Source organism: Streptomyces thermolilacinus SPC6 (assembly GCF_000478605.2).
GTDB classification, from domain to species: domain Bacteria; phylum Actinomycetota; class Actinomycetes; order Streptomycetales; family Streptomycetaceae; genus Streptomyces; species Streptomyces thermolilacinus.
The window spans coordinates 3,399,445-3,416,252 of record NZ_ASHX02000001.1; the positions used below are offsets into that span (position 1 = coordinate 3,399,445).

At 73.7% G+C, this 16,808-nt stretch carries 20 protein-coding genes; 12 read left to right on the plus strand and 8 right to left on the minus strand.

What is annotated here, in order from left to right:
• Window positions 1-77: 77 nt before the first annotated feature.
• Both crcB and J116_RS14670 read left to right on the plus strand, forming a co-directional pair.
• On the plus strand, window positions 78-440 hold the full coding sequence (crcB, locus tag J116_RS14665; protein ID WP_023587818.1) for a fluoride efflux transporter CrcB: 363 nt from the start codon (window positions 78-80) through the stop codon (window positions 438-440).
• 138 nt (window positions 441-578) lie between these two features.
• A complete protein-coding gene (locus J116_RS14670) occupies window positions 579-1,388 on the plus strand; it encodes a nucleotidyltransferase domain-containing protein (RefSeq protein WP_023587819.1) in 810 nt (269 codons plus the stop codon).
• Between the two features lie 208 nt (window positions 1,389-1,596).
• Here the strand turns inward: J116_RS14670 and J116_RS14675 are convergent, their stop codons facing one another.
• The 4 genes from J116_RS14675 to J116_RS14690 form a co-directional block, all read right to left on the minus strand.
• Window positions 1,597-2,193 (minus strand): hypothetical protein, encoded by a 597-nt coding sequence (locus tag J116_RS14675; RefSeq protein ID WP_023587820.1) that lies wholly within the window; start codon window positions 2,191-2,193, stop codon window positions 1,597-1,599.
• The gene (locus J116_RS14680) at window positions 2,190-3,398 is read right to left on the minus strand and encodes an MAB_1171c family putative transporter (RefSeq protein ID WP_023587821.1); all 1,209 of its coding nucleotides are present in this window, start codon (window positions 3,396-3,398) and stop codon (window positions 2,190-2,192) included. Before J116_RS14680 ends, J116_RS14675 begins: the two co-directional genes overlap by 4 nt.
• 37 nt (window positions 3,399-3,435) lie before the next feature.
• On the minus strand, window positions 3,436-4,017 hold the full coding sequence (locus J116_RS14685) for a hypothetical protein (RefSeq protein WP_023587822.1): 582 nt from the start codon (window positions 4,015-4,017) through the stop codon (window positions 3,436-3,438).
• A 152-nt stretch (window positions 4,018-4,169) separates the two neighbouring features.
• Complete coding sequence (locus tag J116_RS14690) at window positions 4,170-4,652, minus strand: hypothetical protein (RefSeq protein WP_051203502.1); 483 nt, start codon at window positions 4,650-4,652, stop codon at window positions 4,170-4,172.
• Between the two features lie 556 nt (window positions 4,653-5,208).
• Here J116_RS14690 and J116_RS14695 point away from each other — a divergent pair.
• The 4 genes from J116_RS14695 to J116_RS14710 all read left to right on the plus strand — a co-directional run bounded on the left by J116_RS14695 (window position 5,209) and on the right by J116_RS14710 (window position 9,206).
• A complete protein-coding gene (locus tag J116_RS14695) occupies window positions 5,209-6,582 on the plus strand; it encodes a TrkH family potassium uptake protein (protein WP_051203504.1) in 1,374 nt (457 codons plus the stop codon).
• Window positions 6,575-7,288 (plus strand): potassium channel family protein, encoded by a 714-nt coding sequence (locus J116_RS14700; protein WP_023587825.1) that lies wholly within the window; start codon window positions 6,575-6,577, stop codon window positions 7,286-7,288. Before J116_RS14695 ends, J116_RS14700 begins: the two co-directional genes overlap by 8 nt.
• Before the next feature lie 203 nt (window positions 7,289-7,491).
• Entirely contained in the window at window positions 7,492-8,298 is an 807-nt protein-coding gene (locus J116_RS14705; protein WP_028964070.1) for a VOC family protein, read from the plus strand.
• Between the two features lie 212 nt (window positions 8,299-8,510).
• Window positions 8,511-9,206, plus strand: coding sequence for an ester cyclase (locus J116_RS14710; RefSeq protein WP_023587827.1), 696 nt, complete (start codon window positions 8,511-8,513; stop codon window positions 9,204-9,206).
• Between the two features lie 36 nt (window positions 9,207-9,242).
• Here J116_RS14710 and J116_RS14715 read toward each other — a convergent pair whose 3' ends face one another.
• Both J116_RS14715 and J116_RS14720 read right to left on the minus strand, forming a co-directional pair.
• The gene (locus tag J116_RS14715; protein ID WP_023587828.1) at window positions 9,243-9,653 is read right to left on the minus strand and encodes a MerR family transcriptional regulator; all 411 of its coding nucleotides are present in this window, start codon (window positions 9,651-9,653) and stop codon (window positions 9,243-9,245) included.
• Between the two features lie 118 nt (window positions 9,654-9,771).
• Entirely contained in the window at window positions 9,772-10,137 is a 366-nt protein-coding gene (locus J116_RS14720; protein ID WP_023587829.1) for a PH domain-containing protein, read from the minus strand.
• Between the two features lie 135 nt (window positions 10,138-10,272).
• Here J116_RS14720 and J116_RS31240 point away from each other — a divergent pair, with 135 nt between their 5' ends.
• Genes J116_RS31240 through J116_RS14740 form a run of 4 tightly spaced genes read left to right on the plus strand, consistent with a single transcriptional unit; the run spans window position 10,273 to window position 13,020 of the window.
• Window positions 10,273-11,325, plus strand: a complete 1,053-nt coding sequence (locus tag J116_RS31240) for an RICIN domain-containing protein (protein ID WP_161492118.1) — start codon at window positions 10,273-10,275, stop codon at window positions 11,323-11,325.
• A gap of 8 nt (window positions 11,326-11,333) precedes the next feature.
• Window positions 11,334-12,086 carry a CmcI family methyltransferase gene (locus tag J116_RS14730; RefSeq protein ID WP_079147733.1) on the plus strand — a complete coding sequence of 251 codons (753 nt, stop codon included), beginning with the start codon at window positions 11,334-11,336 and terminating at the stop codon, window positions 12,084-12,086.
• Window positions 12,087-12,114: 28 nt separating this feature from the next.
• Window positions 12,115-12,567 (plus strand): YbhB/YbcL family Raf kinase inhibitor-like protein, encoded by a 453-nt coding sequence (locus J116_RS14735; RefSeq protein ID WP_023587832.1) that lies wholly within the window; start codon window positions 12,115-12,117, stop codon window positions 12,565-12,567.
• Between the two features lie 6 nt (window positions 12,568-12,573).
• The gene (locus tag J116_RS14740; RefSeq protein WP_023587833.1) at window positions 12,574-13,020 is read left to right on the plus strand and encodes an archease; all 447 of its coding nucleotides are present in this window, start codon (window positions 12,574-12,576) and stop codon (window positions 13,018-13,020) included.
• 94 nt (window positions 13,021-13,114) lie between these two features.
• On the opposite strand, the gene J116_RS14745 is transcribed toward J116_RS14740, so the two are convergent.
• Window positions 13,115-14,473, minus strand: a complete 1,359-nt coding sequence (locus tag J116_RS14745) for an RtcB family protein (protein ID WP_079147896.1) — start codon at window positions 14,471-14,473, stop codon at window positions 13,115-13,117.
• 88 nt (window positions 14,474-14,561) lie between these two features.
• Window positions 14,562-14,720 carry a hypothetical protein gene (locus J116_RS29920; RefSeq protein ID WP_023587835.1) on the minus strand — a complete coding sequence of 53 codons (159 nt, stop codon included), beginning with the start codon at window positions 14,718-14,720 and terminating at the stop codon, window positions 14,562-14,564.
• A gap of 663 nt (window positions 14,721-15,383) precedes the next feature.
• Between J116_RS29920 and J116_RS14750 the strand changes: the two genes are divergently transcribed.
• Entirely contained in the window at window positions 15,384-15,632 is a 249-nt protein-coding gene (locus J116_RS14750; protein ID WP_028964072.1) for a GntR family transcriptional regulator, read from the plus strand.
• Window positions 15,633-15,832: 200 nt separating this feature from the next.
• Window positions 15,833-16,741 carry a helix-turn-helix domain-containing protein gene (locus J116_RS14755; RefSeq protein ID WP_023587837.1) on the plus strand — a complete coding sequence of 303 codons (909 nt, stop codon included), beginning with the start codon at window positions 15,833-15,835 and terminating at the stop codon, window positions 16,739-16,741.
• The last annotated feature ends 67 nt before the right edge of the window (window positions 16,742-16,808 follow it).

The following is a 16,808-nucleotide window of genomic DNA, read 5'->3' on the forward strand; positions in this document are numbered from 1 at the left end:
GGCTCCGGTACGGGTGATGGCTCCGGTTCGGGCGGCGGCTCCGGTACGGGCGGTGCGGGCGGCGGGGGCGTGGCCGGGTGACGTGGCTGCTGGTGCTGGTGGGTGGCGCGCTGGGCGCCCCGCTGCGGTACCTGACCGACCGGGCGGTTCAGTCGCGGCACGACTCGGTGTTCCCGTGGGGCACCCTGACCGTCAACGTCCTGGGCTCCCTCGTGCTGGGCGTCCTCGCGGGCGCGGCGGTGGCGTCCCCGGCGTACGCCCTGCTGGGCACCGGCCTGTGCGGGGCGCTCACGACGTACTCGACGTTCTCGTACGAGACGCTCCGCCTGACCAGCGCGGGCTCCGCCCGGTACGCGGCCGCCAACGCGGCGGTGACGGTCGCCGCGTCCCTGGGCGCGGTGGCGGCGGGCGTGGCGCTGGGGCGCGCCCTCGGGGGGTGAGCCGCGCCGGACGCCCTCCGGCGGCACGGGGGCAGGCACGGGGGGCCGTCACCACGCGGGTTGCGGGCGGTCCAGACTGAACGCGTGGAGGACGCGGTGGCGAGGGCGCAGAAGTCGCAGAGGGCGGATACGGCCGCGATGGCGGAGCTGGCGGAGCGGCTGGTCCGGGTCGGCGGGGTCGTCGGGGTGTGCCTCGGCGGGAGCCGGGCCCGCGGGACGCACCGGGAGGACTCCGACTTCGACCTGGGCCTGTACTACCGGGCGCCCCCCGACACCGGCGCGCTGCGGCGACTCGCGGCCGAGCTGACCGGCACCGACGTGGAGGTGACCGAGCCGGGCGGCTGGGGGCCCTGGGTGGACGGCGGCGCGTGGCTGACGGTCGGCGGGCGGCGGGTGGACTGGATCTACCGGGACGTCGACCGGGTACGGCGCGTCTGGGCCGAGTGCCTGGCCGGGCGGTACGAGGTCGGCGCGCAGGCCGGGCACCCGCTGGGCGTGTACGCGCACGCGTACGTCGGGGAGCTGGCACTGGGCCGGGTCCTCGCCGACCCGACCGGCGAACTGCGGGCCTTGCGCGGGCGGTTGCACCCGTACCCGGCTCCGCTGCGGGACGCGCTCGTGGCCAACGCCCGCTGGGAGGTGCCGTTCACCCTGGGCGTCGCCCGCAAGGGGGCGGCGCGCGGGGACGCCTTCCACGTGGCCGGGTGCCTGTTCCGCGCGGTCGGCCTGCTGGTCCACGCCCTGCACGCCCACGCCGGGGCCTGGCTGATCAACGAGAAGGGCGCCGTGGACGAGGCCGCCCGCCTCCCCGCCGCGCCCGCCGGTTTCGCCCGGCGCGCCCACGCCCTGTTCGCCGCGCCGGCGACGACCCCGGAGGCCCTGCACGCCACCCTGGACGCCGCCGACCACCTGGCGTCCGAGGTCCTGGAGGCCCTGGGGGCGGGGTGACCAAGCCCCCGTCCGTGTACCTGCGCCCCGACTGCGCGGCAGGGTGGCGCGCCGCCTCCGCTGTGGCTGCGTTTCCCCTGGTCGTGCGGGACCGAGACCTTGAGGCACAGCGGACCTCTGGAGCGCCACGTCCAACGCCTCATGTACCCGTGGGGCCCCCAGTCGGGGCGCACCGGGCCAGCACGGGGCCACCGCGCCCGAGCCGGGCTCACCCCGCCAGGTACGCCAGGCTCGTCGCGGCGCCCAGGGCCGCGCCCGCCAGGACCTGGGCCGCCGTGTGGTAGCGGAGCGCCACGCGGGACCAGCAGACGGCGGCCGTCATGGCGTACGCGGTGAGCCACCACGCCGAGTGGACGCACGCCAGGAGCGTGACCACCGATGACGCGACGGCCGAGTCCACGGAGATCTTCCACACCGTGTTGACGGCCAGCAGCCCCACCGTCATCGCCCACAGCGCGAGCATCGCGACCAGGATGCCGGTCGGCGCCCCGCCCAGGACCATGACCAGGGAGCCCGTACCGATCGAGCCGAGGATCACGAAGAAGATCGGCGCCCGTTGGGTGCGGTCCACGACGTGCCGGTCGCCCCACCGACCCCGGCCCCGTTCCCACTCGATGTACGCCGCCGGGACGATGCCCGCGCACAGCGCGCCGAGCAGCCCCCACAGCAGGCCCGTCCAGTGGCCCGCCGCGAAGCCGCCGACGGCGAGCATGCCGACGAGCAGGACATTGCGCGGCTGGAGGACGTCGGTGACCCGCCGGGCCACGGTCTCCACCGGGTACGCGGACACGGGCGGGGCCGTCATGCGAGCAGCCGCCTCGCGCGCTCCTCCGGTATCGACCGGTACGCCTCCGCCACCCGCACGAGCCATGCCACCTCACCGTCCTGGTCCGTCGCCTGCCGGGTGTCGAACTCCGCCGCCTCACCGGCCTGCGCGCCCGCCGCCTTCGCCGCCAGCGCCGCCTTGATCCAGTACGCGTCCGCCACAGGCCCCGCCGAGCCCGCCGCCTCCCGGGCGGCCGGGAGCAGTCCGTGCGGCACGTAGTGGCGCAGCTTCTCCACGGCGTCCGCGATGTCCGCCGCCCACCGGTCCACCCGCAGGTCGGCGGGGGTGCCGAAGCGGGTCAGCTCCCGCGCCAGCGACGCGGGCGGCGCGAACGGCTGGTCGGGGAACGCCGCCATCAGCTCCCGCCACAGCGGGTGCAGCGCCACCTGCGCCCGCCAGAGCCGCACCCGCCGCCAGCCGCTGCGACACGCCGGGATGGACGCGCCGACCGCGAACAGCGCGAACAGCAGCACCTGGGCCGCCTCCGTCGCCTTGTCGAAACCCTCGGCGAAGCCGGCGGTCGGCTCCTCCGCGACGCTGATCCACAGGAACAGCGTGCGGCTCACCGTGTACGCGACGCCGATGAACATCGCCGCCGTCATCATCCCGAGCCCCACCCGCAGGTGCCGCAGCGGCGCGTTGGCCGTCGCCAGCGCCCACTGGTACGCGCACACGGCCGACGCGGCGCCCAGGTACACGTAGAACACCGTCATGTAGAGCGAGGCGCCCCACTGTCCCGCGTGGTCCGACACGAACCGGTCCGAGGGGACGGAGCGGTCCACGACGGTGAAGAACAGCACGGTCAGCAGGACCAGCGTCGCCACGGACGCCTTCGCCGCGACGTGCTGGATCATCCGCGCGAAGCGGACGTGCCGCGGGACGGTCCCGCCGTCCGGGTACGAGCCGTAGATCGCCACGATGTAGCTGAGGATCGCCAGGATCGCGACCGTCGCCGTGTAGTGCTTGATCAGTACGGCGAGGTCCACCACCGGGCTGTTGTTGAGGCTGGTCCGCACGATGTGGGTCTTCGTCCACAGGGCGGCGGCGAACCCGGCGTAGCAGCCCCACAGGGCGCGGCGGCGCTTGTCCTCCTCGTCGCCCCACAGCGCCGCGGGCATCCGCCACAGCGCCACGGCCGTCATCAGGGCGGCCACCAGGTAGCCGGCCAGGTCCAGGGCAGTCAATTCGCGTCCTCGTGGGGGGAGGGGGTCCGTGGGGTGGTCAGTCGCGCCGGAACAGGCCCCGGCGGGGGTGGGCGACCGGTCTGGACAGGGAGTTGGCGAGCCGCCCCACCATGTCGTCGCTCGACACGTCCCGCGCCAGCCGGGGGATCAGCGAGGCGCCGAGCTCCGCCATCCGCTCGTCGTGCGTGTCGTACTGGGCGCGGGCCTGCACGGTGGTGCCCGCCTCCATCATCCGGGAGATCAGCGACGTGTCGAACACGGGCAGCAGACGCCGCAGTTGGTCCGCGTCGAGCGACGTGCCGTGGTCGAACCACTCGTGGCACAGCTCGTGCAGGATGACGTGCTGCGTCTGGTACGTGGTGGGGCGGCGCCGGTACAGGACGAAGCTCGTGTTCCCGGCCTTCAGCCGGAGCCCGCAGGCGGAGTTGACGCGCGCGAGGCGGTCGGGCAGCTCCCGCAGGACGATGCGGCGGCCCCGCGCGGCCTCCATGTTGGCGATGAGCTCGGGGATGCCGAACGGCGCCGGGATCGGAAGGTCGGCCAGCCGGGCCTCGCACTCTCTGCGCAGCGCGCGCATGGACCGCGTGGCGCGCGTGGTCCGCGTGGATCGCTGGGACATCGAGACCTCTTGATCGTCAGCCACGTGGGGTGTGACCTGCGAACTGCGAGTCTAGCCAAGCGGATGCGGACGCGCGTTCGTCAACGGCCTTCCGCGCCGCCCGCCACCTCGTCCCGCGCAGCAGCGCCCGCCGGGCGGCCCGCCGCCCTGCCTCACGCGCCGTCCGGCGTGCCGCCCGCCTGGTCGCCCTCCGCCGTGCCGGAAGGGCCGCCTCCCTGCGCCTCCTTGAGCAGCGACAGTGCGAACTCCAGCAGCTCCGGGGGCAGTCCCGCGTCGTCCACGCCCCGCGCCGCGAGGCCGCTGATCTCACCCGTACGGCGCTTCACCAGGAACTGGAGGCCCGCGACGACGTCGTCCACGACCTCCGACTCCTCCTTGAAGAACCGCCAGTCCACGCCGAAGCCGAGGCCGAGCGCCTTCAGGATGTCCTCGGACGGGTGGGTCACCTTGCCCGCCAGGATGTTGGAGAAGTAGCTGTGCGAGAGGGAGCCGCCGCGCTCCCTGACCAGCTCGGAGAAGGCCCGGCCCGAGACCTTCTGGCCGGGGAAGGTCTTCTCCACCATGTAGGCGACCTTCTGCTGAAGCGTTCTCAGCTCGGGTGCCGCGGTGCGCTCCCCGCCGTTGCCGTCGTCCATCCCGGTCCCCACGTTCGCGTCCGCCGCTGCTGCGCGGTCAATCAACGGGCCCGTACTGTACCGATCCCGGCCCGGGCGGTTCAGGTCCGGAACGGGCTTGCGCAAACACTCTACGTCACTGTTAACTCGAAAAAACATGGACAGGGGGCCACGAGGGGAGTCCCTTGTCCGTACGGGAACGCGTGTGCCCGGACCGACCCGAACGGCCCGGGCGCACGCGGCCCCGCAGCGCCGTCCGCGCGCCCGTTCCCCGTACGCGCCCGGCACGCCCCGCGCCCGTTCTCCCCTGTACGCCCCCGGCCCGTACGCACCCCGCGCCCCGGCCCGTACGCGCTCGCCCCGCGCCCGTACCGCCCTCGCCCGCGCCGGTACGCGCCTCCGTCCCGTACGCGCCCGCCTCCCGCGCCCGCACGCGCCCCGCGCCCGCACGCGCGTGCGGCGCCGCGCGTACCGTGGCGTGCCGGCCTCCGTGGCGGTGGAGGCGCCGCCGGGTAGGGTGACCCCCCGGCCCGCGCGGTGGTCGCCGGGCGGGACGACGGAAGGGCCGGAGACCGCGGTGGCTGGACGTGCGACAGGGGTGGGGCACCGGCTGTTCGCCGCCCATCCGGCCCGCACGCTGGTGCTGGCGTTCGCCGTGGCCGTCCTCGTCGGCACGGGCCTGCTGTCGCTGCCGCTCGCCACCGCGGACGGGCACTCCGCCGGTTTCGTCACGGCCCTGTTCACCGCCACGTCCGCCGTGTGCGTCACCGGCCTGGTCGTGGTGGACACGGGCACGTACTGGAGCGGCTTCGGCCAAGGGGTCATCCTGGCCCTCGTCCAGGCCGGCGGCTTCGGCATCATGACGATGGCCTCGCTGCTCGCGCTCCTGATCTCCGGGAGGCTGCGGCTGCGCCTCCAGCTGACGGCGCTCGCCGAGACGAAGACCTTCGGCATCGGGGACGTACGCCGGGTGCTGCTCGGCGTCGCAGGGACGACCGCCGCCGTGGAGCTGGCCGTGAGCGCCGTGCTCGCGCTGCGGTTCCGCTTCGGGTACGACATGCCGGTGGGGCAGGCCGCGTACCACGCGTTCTTCCACGCCGTGTCGGCCTTCAACAACGGCGGCTTCGCCCTGCTCCTGGACAGCGTCGTCCCGTACCGGACCGATCCGCTGGTGACGTTGCCCATCGCGGCCGCCGTCATCCTCGGCGGCATCGGTTTCCCCGTCCTGCTGGAGCTGCTGCGGCACCGCAGGCGGCGGCTGACCACGGGACGGCGCGGCTGGACGCTCCACACCAAGCTGACCATCGTCACCACGGCCGCCCTGCTGTTCACCGGCACCGCCCTGACCACCCTGCTGGAGTGGGGCAACCCCGACACCTTCGGCCCGCTCCACTGGAGCGGGAAGCTGCTGAACGGCTTCTTCCACTCCGCGATGACCCGCTCCGGAGGCTTCAACGCCGTCGATGTCGGCGCGATGGAAGCCTCCACCCTGCTGATGACCTGCACGCTGATGTTCGTGGGCGGCGGCAGCGCGGGCACGGCGGGCGGCATCAAGGTGACCACCTTCGCGGTGCTGGCCGCCGCGATGGTCGCGGAGGCGCGCGGCGAGCCCAACTCGACCATCATGGGCCGCCGTCTCGCCCCGCACGCGCTGCGCCAGGCCCTGACGGTCGCGCTGCTCGGCGTCGGCTTCGTGATAGCGGCGACGCTCGCGCTGCTGACCGTGGTGAAGGCGCCGCTGGAGGCCGTGCTGTTCGAGGCGGTCTCGGCGTTCGCGACCGTCGGTCTGTCCACCGGGATCACGGCGGACCTGCCGGTCTCCGGGGAACTGATCGTGATCCTGCTCATGTTCGTCGGCCGGCTCGGCCCGGTCACCCTCGTCTCGGCCCTCGCCCTGCGGGAGCGCAAGCGCCGGTACGAGCTACCCGAGGAGCGACCTGTCATTGGGTGACTACCTGCACCATCTGCGCGGCAGGCGCCGCAAGCGCCTCGCCGAGACCGACACGGGCGACCAGCGGGTCGCCGTCATAGGGCTGGGCCGGTTCGGCAGCTCGCTGGCCCACGAGCTGACCCGGCGCGGCTGGGACGTCCTCGGCATCGACACGGACGCCCGGCTGGTCCAGAAGGTCAGCGACGTCCTCACCCACTCGGCCGTCGCCGACTGCACCGACCCCGAGGTGCTGGAACAGCTCGGCGTGCACGAGTTCACCAGCGCCGTCGTCGGCATCGGCACGGACGTGGAGGCGAGCATCCTCATCGCCGCGAACCTGCTCGACGCCGGGGTCCCCAACATCTGGGCCAAGGCCATCAGCCGCCAGCACGGGCAGATCCTGAAGCGGCTCGGCGTCCACCACGTGGTGCTGCCCGAGCACGAGATGGGCGAGCGGGTCGCGCACCTGGTGACCGGGCGGATGCTCGACTTCATCCAGTTCGACGACGACTACGCGCTGGTCAAGACGGTCGCCCCGGACATCGCGACGGGCGTCCCGCTCGGCGAGAGCCAGGTCCGCAGCCGGTGGGGCGTGACGGTCGTCGGCATCAAGCGGCCGGGTCAGGACTTCACGTACGCGACGGCCGAGACGGTCATGGAGCGCGGTGACGTCATCGTCGTCACCGGCAAGACGCATGCGGTGGAGTCCTTCGCGGAGCTGAGCTGAGCCGAGCTGAGCTGCGGCGAGCCGAGCTGAAAACGAGCTGAGCCGCGTCGAGCTGAGCTGGACGGAGCCGGACAGGGCCGGAGCCGGGCATCCGGGGCCGGCCGGGCGCCCTGGCGCGGCCCCGGGACGTTGCCGCGCGCCATCCCGTAAGGGTGGTTAACGTGGCAAACCGGAAATCACTCGTGAACCGTGAGGGGATCGTCATGGCCGGACCGACCGAGGGCATGCCCATCTGGGCGGACGCGATGTTCACCGACCTGGAGGGCGCCAAGGCCTTCTACGGCGACGTGCTGGGCTGGACCTTCGGCGAGGAGGCCACCGAGTACGGCAACTACACGCAGGCGTACGCCGACGGCAAGGCGGTCGCCGCCGTCGTGCCGCCCATGCCGGACCAGGGCGCCGAGACCCCGCACTCCGCCTGGTGCCTGTACCTCGCGACCGACGACGTGGAGGAGACCGCGCGGAAGGTGCGGGACAACGGCGGCGAGGTCCTCATGGGGCCCATGGCGGTCGGGGAGTTCGGCTCGATGCTGATCGCCCGCGACCCGGGCGGCGTCACGTTCGGCGCCTGGCAGCCGGGCACCCACCGGGGCTTCGAGGCGCGGTCCGTGCCGGGCGCGTACGCCTGGTCGGAGATCTACACGCGGGACGCGGCGAAGGCCGACGCGTTCTTCCCCGCCGTCTTCCCGTACGCGGTGAAGCGCATGCCGGACGAGCACATCGACTTCAAGGTCCTCCAGCTCGGTGACGACCCGGTGCTCGGCCGGATGAAGATGGGCGAGGAGTACCCGCCGGAGGTGCCGCCGTTCATCAGCGTGTACTTCGCCGTCGAGGACGTGGACGCGGCGGTCGGGCGGGCCACGACACACGGCGCGAAGGTCGTGTACGGGCCGATGACCAGCCCGTTCGGCCGGTTCGCGGCGCTGGTGGACCCGCAGGGCGCGCCGTTCGCGCTGATCGACGAGACGACGACGGAGGGCGAGATGCCGGACCTGGTCCCGGACGCCTGACCTGCGCCTGACGGCGTCGTACGCCTCCGCGCCGCAGGAGTCCCGTACGCCCCGTGCCCGCGCGCCGGGGAACCCCCGTACACCTCCGCGCCCCGCTCCGACGGCTCTCCCGCCGCTCCGGAGCGGGGCGCGGGTGTACCTAGAGACAGAAGGGGCCAAACGGGCATACCGTGGAATTCACTCGGACGCTACAACCGCAGGAGGCGGACGCCATGACATTCGTGCAGGTCATCGACTGCCGGACGCAGCAGGTGGACGCGCTGAACAGCCTGATGGACGACTGGGTCGAGGCGACCCGGGGCAGGCGGACGGCCACCCACTCGATCGTCGCCAAGGACCGCTCCGACGCCTCGCACGTCGTCGAGATCGTCGAGTTCCCCTCGTACGAGGAGGCCATGCGCAACTCCCACCTCCCGGAGACCGACCGGATCTACCGGGAGCTGGTGGCCCTGTGTGACGGCGAGCCGTCCTTCACGGACCTCGACGTCGTGCGGGACGAGCAGTTGAACAAGGCGCTGGTGAAGGAGTTCTTCGACCGGGTCGTCAACGGCCGTGACATGGAGGCGTTGGAGGAGCTGTGCGCCGCCGACTACCGGGAGCACGACCCGTCCCTGTCGTCCGAACCGCTGGACCTCCAGGGCGCCAAGGAGCAGAACGGCGAGCTGATGGACGCGTTCGAACCGCGCGTCACGCTGGACCGGATCGTCGCCGAGGGCGACCTCGTGTGCGTCGGAATAGACTTCCGGGGCCACCACAGCCGCGAGTACCGGGGCATCCCGGCGACCGACCGGGAAATGACGGGCACAGGTCATGCCACGTTCCGCTGCGCGGACGGCAAGATCGCGGAGAGCTGGTGGAACTGGGACGAGGTCGGCATGCTGCGGCAGCTGGGCGTACTGGACACCTGACCGGGACACCGCAGCCCGGTCCGTACGGCTCCGGGGTCAGCCGACCGGGTCGAGGTGGCCGCGCAGGGTCGCGGCGAGGTCCTCCGCCCTGCGGAGCCGCACGCGCAGCGCCTCGCACCGCGCCTCGACGGCCTCCCGGTACGTGCCGAGGCGGGCCAGCAGCCGCTCCCGCTCCTCCCCCTCCGGCGGGTCGTCCGTCGAGGCGAGCCGGGCGGTGACGTCCAGTACCTCGCGCATCTCGTCCACGGTGAAACCGAGGGGCCTCATCCGCGCCGCCGCGAGCAGCCGTTCGACGTCCTGCTCCGTGTACAGCCGGAACCCGCCCTTGGTGCGGGCCGACGGCGCGGCGATGCCCGCGTCCTCGTAGTGGCGGATCGTGCGCAGCGACAGGCCGGTCCGCTGGGCCACCTCGCCGATCCGCATGTGCCACCGCTGGTCGTCCGCCATCGCCGCGCCCGCCTGCCTCGTCGCCGCCCGCGCGAGCCCGCGAGCCCGCGCGCCCACTGGAGCGGCCCAGCTTACGTACGGGCCCCGCCGCCGCCGGGACGACGGCGGCGCGGCGCGGTCACCGTGCCACGAACTGCGTAAGGATCGCCTGCACCTCGTAGATGTCCACGCCCTTGGTGAACGTCTTCTGGACCGGCACCTGGCTGCCGCTGATCCAGATCTTCAGCTCGGCGTCGAGGTCGAACGTGCCCGCCGTCTCCACCGCGAAGTGCGTGATGCTGCGGTACGGGATCGAGTGGTACTCGACCTTCTTGCCGGTGATGCCCTGCTTGTCCACCATGATCAGTCGGCGGTCGGTGAACAGGATCGTGTCGCGGATCAGCAGGTACGCCGCGTGGACCCGCTCGCCGGGGCCGAGCAGCCGCGCGTAGTCCTGCTGCGCGCTCGCCGGGTCCACGGTGTGGGCGTTGCCGCACAGTGCCATGAGAACCCCCGTGATCGATTCGTACGATCGTCGCACTGTACCGTCGCGGGACGGTGCGACGCAGGACCGTGCGGACGGGCCGGGGGCGGCCGTGCCGGGCAAGGACAAGGGCGAGGGCGAGGGGCGAGGAGCAGGGTGAACCAGCAACCGTACGGCGAGGACCCGCAGAGGTGGGACCCGGAGGCGACGGAACTCCTCCCGCCCACGAGGGCGTCGTACGGACCGCCCACCCCCGAGGCCCCTCAGGCCCCTTACGGGGCGGAGAACTCCTACGGGTCTCAGAACTCCTACGGGTCCGAGAACTCCTACGGGTCTCAGAACTCCTACGGGTCCCATAACCCCTATGGGCAGGGCCCGCATCCCGCCGACCCGCACGACCCGCAAGGGCAGTACGAGCCGTACGGCCCAGGCGGCCCAGGCGGCCCCGGCGGGTACGGCTCGTACGGTGGCCCGGCGCCCGTGGAGGCGACGCGGCCGCTGCCCCGCATCGAGGACGACCTCCCGCCCGGCCCGCCCGCCTCGCCGGTCCCGCCCCGCCGCACCGGCAGGAGCGGACCGCCCAGGGCGGTGCTCGTGGGCGCCGCGATCGTCGTGTGCGCGGCCGCGGGCCTGGCGATCGGCGCCGTGCTGGGCGGGGGCGACGGCGACGACGCCCCCGAGGCGGCCCCCGCCTCCGCCCCGGCTGTCGCGCCCACCCCGTCAGCCGCCCCCGACCCGGCCCCGACGCCGTCCCCGACCCCCACCCCGACTCCGACGCCGCCGCCGGTACCGGCAGGCACGTTCGTGCTGGTGGAGCCCGCGACGGGCCGGGCCGCCGACGTGCAGGGTGCCGCCACCAACGACGGCGCGCCCGTCCTCGCCTGGGAGCGCCACGGCCAGCCGAACCAGCAGTGGCAGGTGGTGGACCTCGGCGACGGCCACGTCCAGTTGCGGGCCGTCCACTCGGGGCTGTGCCTCCAGCCCGTCGATCCGCTCGGCCCCGGCGCGGTCGTCGTGCAGCGGCCGTGCGTGGACAGCGACGCCCAGCGCTGGGTGCCGACGCCGTCCGCCGACGCGGCGACCCACACGTTCGCCCTGAAGGGCTGGGGTCTCGCCCTGGCGCCGGCCGGCCCGGAGAACGGCTCCCCGCTGAGCCTCCAGGCGCCCGACGCCGCCAACCCGCGGGGCTGGGCGCTCCAGGCGCCGTAGACACCGCCATGCGTGCGTGGTTCGCTCGTGGTGTGGAGGCGCCCGAGGACCGCGCGCTGCCGCCGCGCGTGGAGGCGGTGCTGGACGACACCGTCCGCGCGTACTGGACGGCACGGGAGCGGCAGCACGTACGCGATGTCTACGCCGGGGTGCGGATCAAGAAGTTCCCCGAGGACCTGCGGATGATGGAGCACCTGATGTGGCTCTCCCGCAGCCAGGTCGTCGTGGAGCTGGGCACGCACTTCGGCGGTTCCGCGCTGTGGTTCCGCGACCGGCTGCGCGCCCTCGCCGGGTACGGGCGGGTGCCGCGCGACGTGCGGGTCGTCACGCTGGACCTGCGCCAGGACAAGGCGCGCGCCGCCCTTTTGGCCGCCGACCCGTCGTACGAGGACGGGATCACGCTCCTGGAGGGTGACATCACCGACCCGGAGACGGCCCTGAGGGCCCGGGCGGCGTTCCCGGAGGGGGCGCGGTGCCTGGTGGTGGAGGACACCCTGCACACGTACGGGACGACGGCGGCCGCGCTGCGGAACTTCGCGCCGCTGGTGCCGGTCGGCGGGTTCTTCGTGGTGGAGGACGGCATCGTGGACGTGCCGGAGCTGCGGCCGCCGGACATGCCGGGCGGGGTGCTGCCGGCCGTACGGGACTGGCTGGCGGGACCGGACGGCGCGGACTTCCGGCAGCGGCGCGACCTGGAGCGGTACGGCCTGACGTGCCACGTGGGCGGCTGGCTGGAGCGGGTGCGGCAGGGCCCGGCATAGGGGCGCGGCTCAGGGGTACTGCGGCGGCATGGCCGGTATCGATCTGAAGAGCTCCGCGTTCAGCGACCACGCGCCCATCCCGCGCCGCCACGCGCTGGAGGGCGAGAACGAGCCGCCGCCGCTGACCTGGTCCGGCGTCCCGGACGACGCCAGCGAACTGGTCCTGCTGTGCGAGGACCCCGACGCCCCCTCCGGGACGTTCGTCCACTGGGTGGCCGTCGGCATCGACCCGCACACCGGCGGCAACGCCCCGGGGCGGCCCCCCGAGGGCGGCACCGAACTCGTCAACGGCTTCCACCGGCGCGGCTGGGGCGGCCCGCACCCGCCGCCCGGCGACGAGGCGCACCGCTACTTCTTCCGCCTGTACGCCCTCCGGGAGCCGTGCGTCCTGCCCGACGAGCCGACCGCCGAACAGGTGCACCGGGCCGTCGAGCCGAAGGCCGTCGCGAGCGGCACCCTCGTCGGCGTGTACCGGCGCTGACGCGCCATGGGCGGCGAGGTGCCGGTGCGGCGGCGCGGCGAGGGCGGGCACCGGACCGTGCCGCACACCGCCGACCTGCGGATCGAGGCGTGGGGCGCGAGCCGCGAGCAGTGCCTCGGGGAGGCGGTGCTCGGCCTGGTGGAGTCCTTCGCCGACGTGTCGGCCGCGCACGCCGACGCGGTACGGCGGTTGCGGCTCGCGCAGGAGAGCGACGAGGACCTCCTCGCCGACCTGCTGGACGAGGTGGTCTACCGGCTGGACGCGCACGGGGAGGTGCCGGTGGACGTGGAGGTCGAGGCGACGGACGAGGAACTGGACGTACGCCTGGCGGTCGCGCCCCTGACGCGCGTACCGGTCACCGGGTCGGTGCCGAAGGCCGTGTCGTGGCACGAGCTGCGCATGGGCCCGGACCCGTACGGGTGGTGGTCGTGCGCGGTGACGGTGGACGTGTGAGGGGTTCCCGTACGGGAGGCGGGTCCCGTACGGGACGGGTGACCGTCGTCGTACGCGCGTGGGCCCCGTAGGGGAAGCCCCTCCGGCAAGCCCCCTACCCCTTCACCACGCCCAGCGGTTCGAGCCGGGCCACCCTGCGGCACAGCCCGGCGCCCTCGCTGGCGGCGACGACCTCCGTGACGTCCTTGTACGCCTCGGGCACCTCCTCCGCGAGTCCGCGCATGGAGAGGGGCCGTACGGCGATCCCGGCGCCCTCCAGGCGGGCGCGCAGTTCCTTGCCGGTGACCGTGCGGGCGGCCTGGTGGCGGCTCATGACGCGGCCGGCGCCGTGGCAGGTGGAGTGGAAGGCGTCCCCGCCGGGCACGCCCGCCAGGACGTACGAGGCGGTGCCCATCGTGCCGGGGATGAGCACCGGCTGGCCCATGTCGCGCAGGTCCTCGGGGAGTTCGGGGTGGCCGGGCGGGAACGCGCGGGTGGCGCCCTTGCGGTGCACGCACAGGCGGCGCGGCTCGCCGTCCACCCGGTGGGTCTCGATCTTGGCGAGGTTGTGGGACACGTCGTAGACGAGGTCGAGCCGTACGCCCGCCTCCCGCCGGAACACGCGGCGTGCGGCGTGGGAGAGCAACTGGCGGTTGGCCCGGGCGTAGTTGGCGGCGGCGGCCATGGCGCCGACGTACGCGCGGCCCTCGGGCGAGTCCACGGGCGTGCAGGCGAGCTGCCGGTCGGGGACGTCGATGCCGTACCGGGCCATCGCGCGGTCCATGGCCCGCACGTGGTCGGAGCAGATCTGGTGGCCGAGGCCGCGCGAACCGCAGTGGATCATCACGCAGACCTGCCCGGCGGCGATCCCGAACGCCTCGGCGGCGGCCGGGTCGTACACCTCGGTGACGGTCTGGACCTCCAGGAAGTGGTTGGCGGAGCCGAGGCTGCCCACCTGGCCGAGGCCGCGTTCGCGGGCGCGGGGGCCGACCTGGTCCACGTCGGCGTCGGCGACGGCGCCGCCGTCCTCGCAGCGCAGCAGGTCGCGTTCGTCGCCGTGGCCCTGCTCGACGGCGTAGCGGGAGCCGCCGCGCAGGACGTGTTCGAGCTGGCGGGGGCCGTCGAGCCGCCACACCCCGCCGGGCCCGGCGCCGCGCGGCACGGCGCGGCCGAGGCCGTCCATGACGGCGCCGAGGGCGGGGCGCAGGGCGTCGCGGTCGCAGTCGGCGGCGAGGAGCCGTACCCCGCAGGAGATGTCGAAGCCGACGCCGCCGGGCGAGACGACCCCGCCGCCGGCGATGTCCGTGGCGGCGACCCCGCCGATGGGGAAGCCGTAGCCCCAGTGGATGTCGGGCATGGCGTACGAGGCGCCGACGATGCCCGGCAGGGTCGCGACGTCGGCGACCTGCCGCAGCGACTGCTCGGCGTCCCTCAGGAGCCCGCGCGAGGCGAACACGATCCCGGGCACCCGCATGGCGCCCCGCGGCTCCACCCGGTACCGGTACGGCCGTTCCTCGACGATGTCCAGTCCCACGCGCGCCGAGTGCCCCCAGGGGCTCCCCTCACACCGTGGGCGCGGCACCGTTCCGGTGGCAGAAGCAGCCGCAGGTGATCGAGAAGAACGGCTCCTCGTCGGGGCCGGGGTCGTCGGAGGCGTACACCTCCAGGGGGGCGCACAGGGAGTGCAGCGCGTCCTGGCACTCGCGGGTGCGGTTGGACACCTGTGGGCGTTCGTCCGGCAGTGGCGGGAAGCACGGGGCGCAGCCGGGCAGGCGTACACGGTCCAGCCGGGCCCGGAGTCCTGGTGGACCTCGGACACGACGACGGGGGAGCCGGTGACCCGGCCGCACCGCACGCACATGCGCACGGGCCGCCGCCGGGACGTCATCCGGGAACCCCCGCCCCGTGGAGGTCGCGGTCGTCCAGGTCGATGCCGAAGTCGGCGGCGAGCACGAGGGCGGTACGCCGCCACGCCTGCCGGTGCCGCGCCTCGTACGCGGCCAGGTAGGGGCCGTACCAGCGGGGTCGCCGCCCCGTCGATGGGCCCGTCGGCCCCGTAGGGCGACCGGTGACGGGGCAGTGCGGGCGCCGGGGCCCCGAACTCCCGCCGCTCCGCGACCACGACGCACCCCAGCCGGGCCCGCCGCCTCCCGGACCCGGGCACGAGGAAGTCCAGGACCCGGTGTAAGAACGCGTGGATAATGCCCATGTCGTCAGCTCCTTGTTAGCTGGTGGCCACGCCCCCGGACGGCTCCACCCGTCGCGGGGGTCTCCTGCTCGTGCTGACTGTACGCCACTCGGAACGTCCTGGCACGTCCCAGCACGCGAAAGGACGTTCAGTCATGGCCTATGTTGTCATGGGCTGTGCACTTAGGGTCCAAGTCATGATCGAGATCGACCGCGAGAGCATCACCCCGATGTACCTGCAACTGGCCTCTGCCCTGCGGGAACGCATTCGGCGCGGCGAGATTCCGGTCGGCCGTCGCATCCCCTCGCACTACGAGCTGGAACAGGAGACGGGCGGAGCCGTCAGCCGTCGAACCATCAAGTCCGCCATCGAGGTGCTCCAGGGCGAGGGCCTCGTGCAGGGCGTTCAGGGCAAGGGCGTCTTCGTCGTCGCGAAGCCCGACTGACGCACTCGCTCCACACGCGCTCACACCCTGCGAACGCCCCGCACCCGTGACGTGCCGATGCGGCGCTTGCCGCGCTCCGGCGCGGGGAGCACGGCGGCGCTGACGGGGGTGGGAAAGCTCGGCAGAGCTCCGGAGAACTCACGGGATGTCGCACTGAGGCGCTTGAGTCTCCAGCCACCGGAGGGTTCAGGATCCTGCTCATGGAGGACGAACACCCCGACGTGCTCACCATTGGCCGGCTCGCGCACCGCACCGGACTTTCGGTGCGTACCCTGCGCTTCTGGTCGGACGAGGGGGCGGTGCCGCCTGTGGCCCGCTCCGCGGGCGGCTACCGGTTGTACGACGCCGGGTCCGTGGCCCGCGTCGAGCTGGTCCGCACCCTGCGGGAGCTGGGCCTCGGGCTCGACGACGTGTGTCGCGTCCTGAGCGGCCGCACCACGGTCGCCGAGGTCGCCGACGCGCATGTGGCCGCGCTCGACGCGCGGATCCGCTCGCTCAAGGTGAGCCGGGCCGTCCTCTCCACCGTGGCGAAACGGGGCTCGACCGTTGAGGAGACAGCACTGATGAACCGGTTGGCGCGGCTTTCCGCCGCCGAGCGCAAGCAGATCATCGACGAGTTCAAGGAGGAGGTGTTCGGCGGCCTCGACGACCCGCGCCTGCGCGACCGCATGCGCGCCTTCAGCATCGAACTGCCCGACGATCCCACACCTGAGCAGGTCGACGCCTGGATCGAACTGGCGGAACTGGTGCGGGACCCCGGCTTCCGCGCCCGGTTGCGCACATGGATGGAGCTCAACACGCCCGCACCGGGGCAGGGCCGTCCCAGCGGGGCGTCCATCTGGTGGGCCAGGCAGATCGTGCAGACCGTCGCGGAGGTCAGAGAAGGCGGGGTCGCTCCCGAGGGGCCGGCGGCGGCCGAGCTGCTGTCCGAGCTGTTCGGTGACGCCGATCGGGCCGCCGTGCTGCGCAGCCTGGAGGCCGGGATCGAGGCAGGAGCGGAGCACTACCGCAGGCTCGTCGCCCGTGTGCGCGGGCAGGACGCGTCGCCCGACGCGACCGAGGAGCTGGAGTGGCTGGCGCGGGCCCTGCGCGCCGCGGGCCGGACCTGACCGCGTCGGCACACCGGCGCCGACTGGTGGGACGGAGCGCTCCGTCCCACCAGTCGCGGGTCGCGGA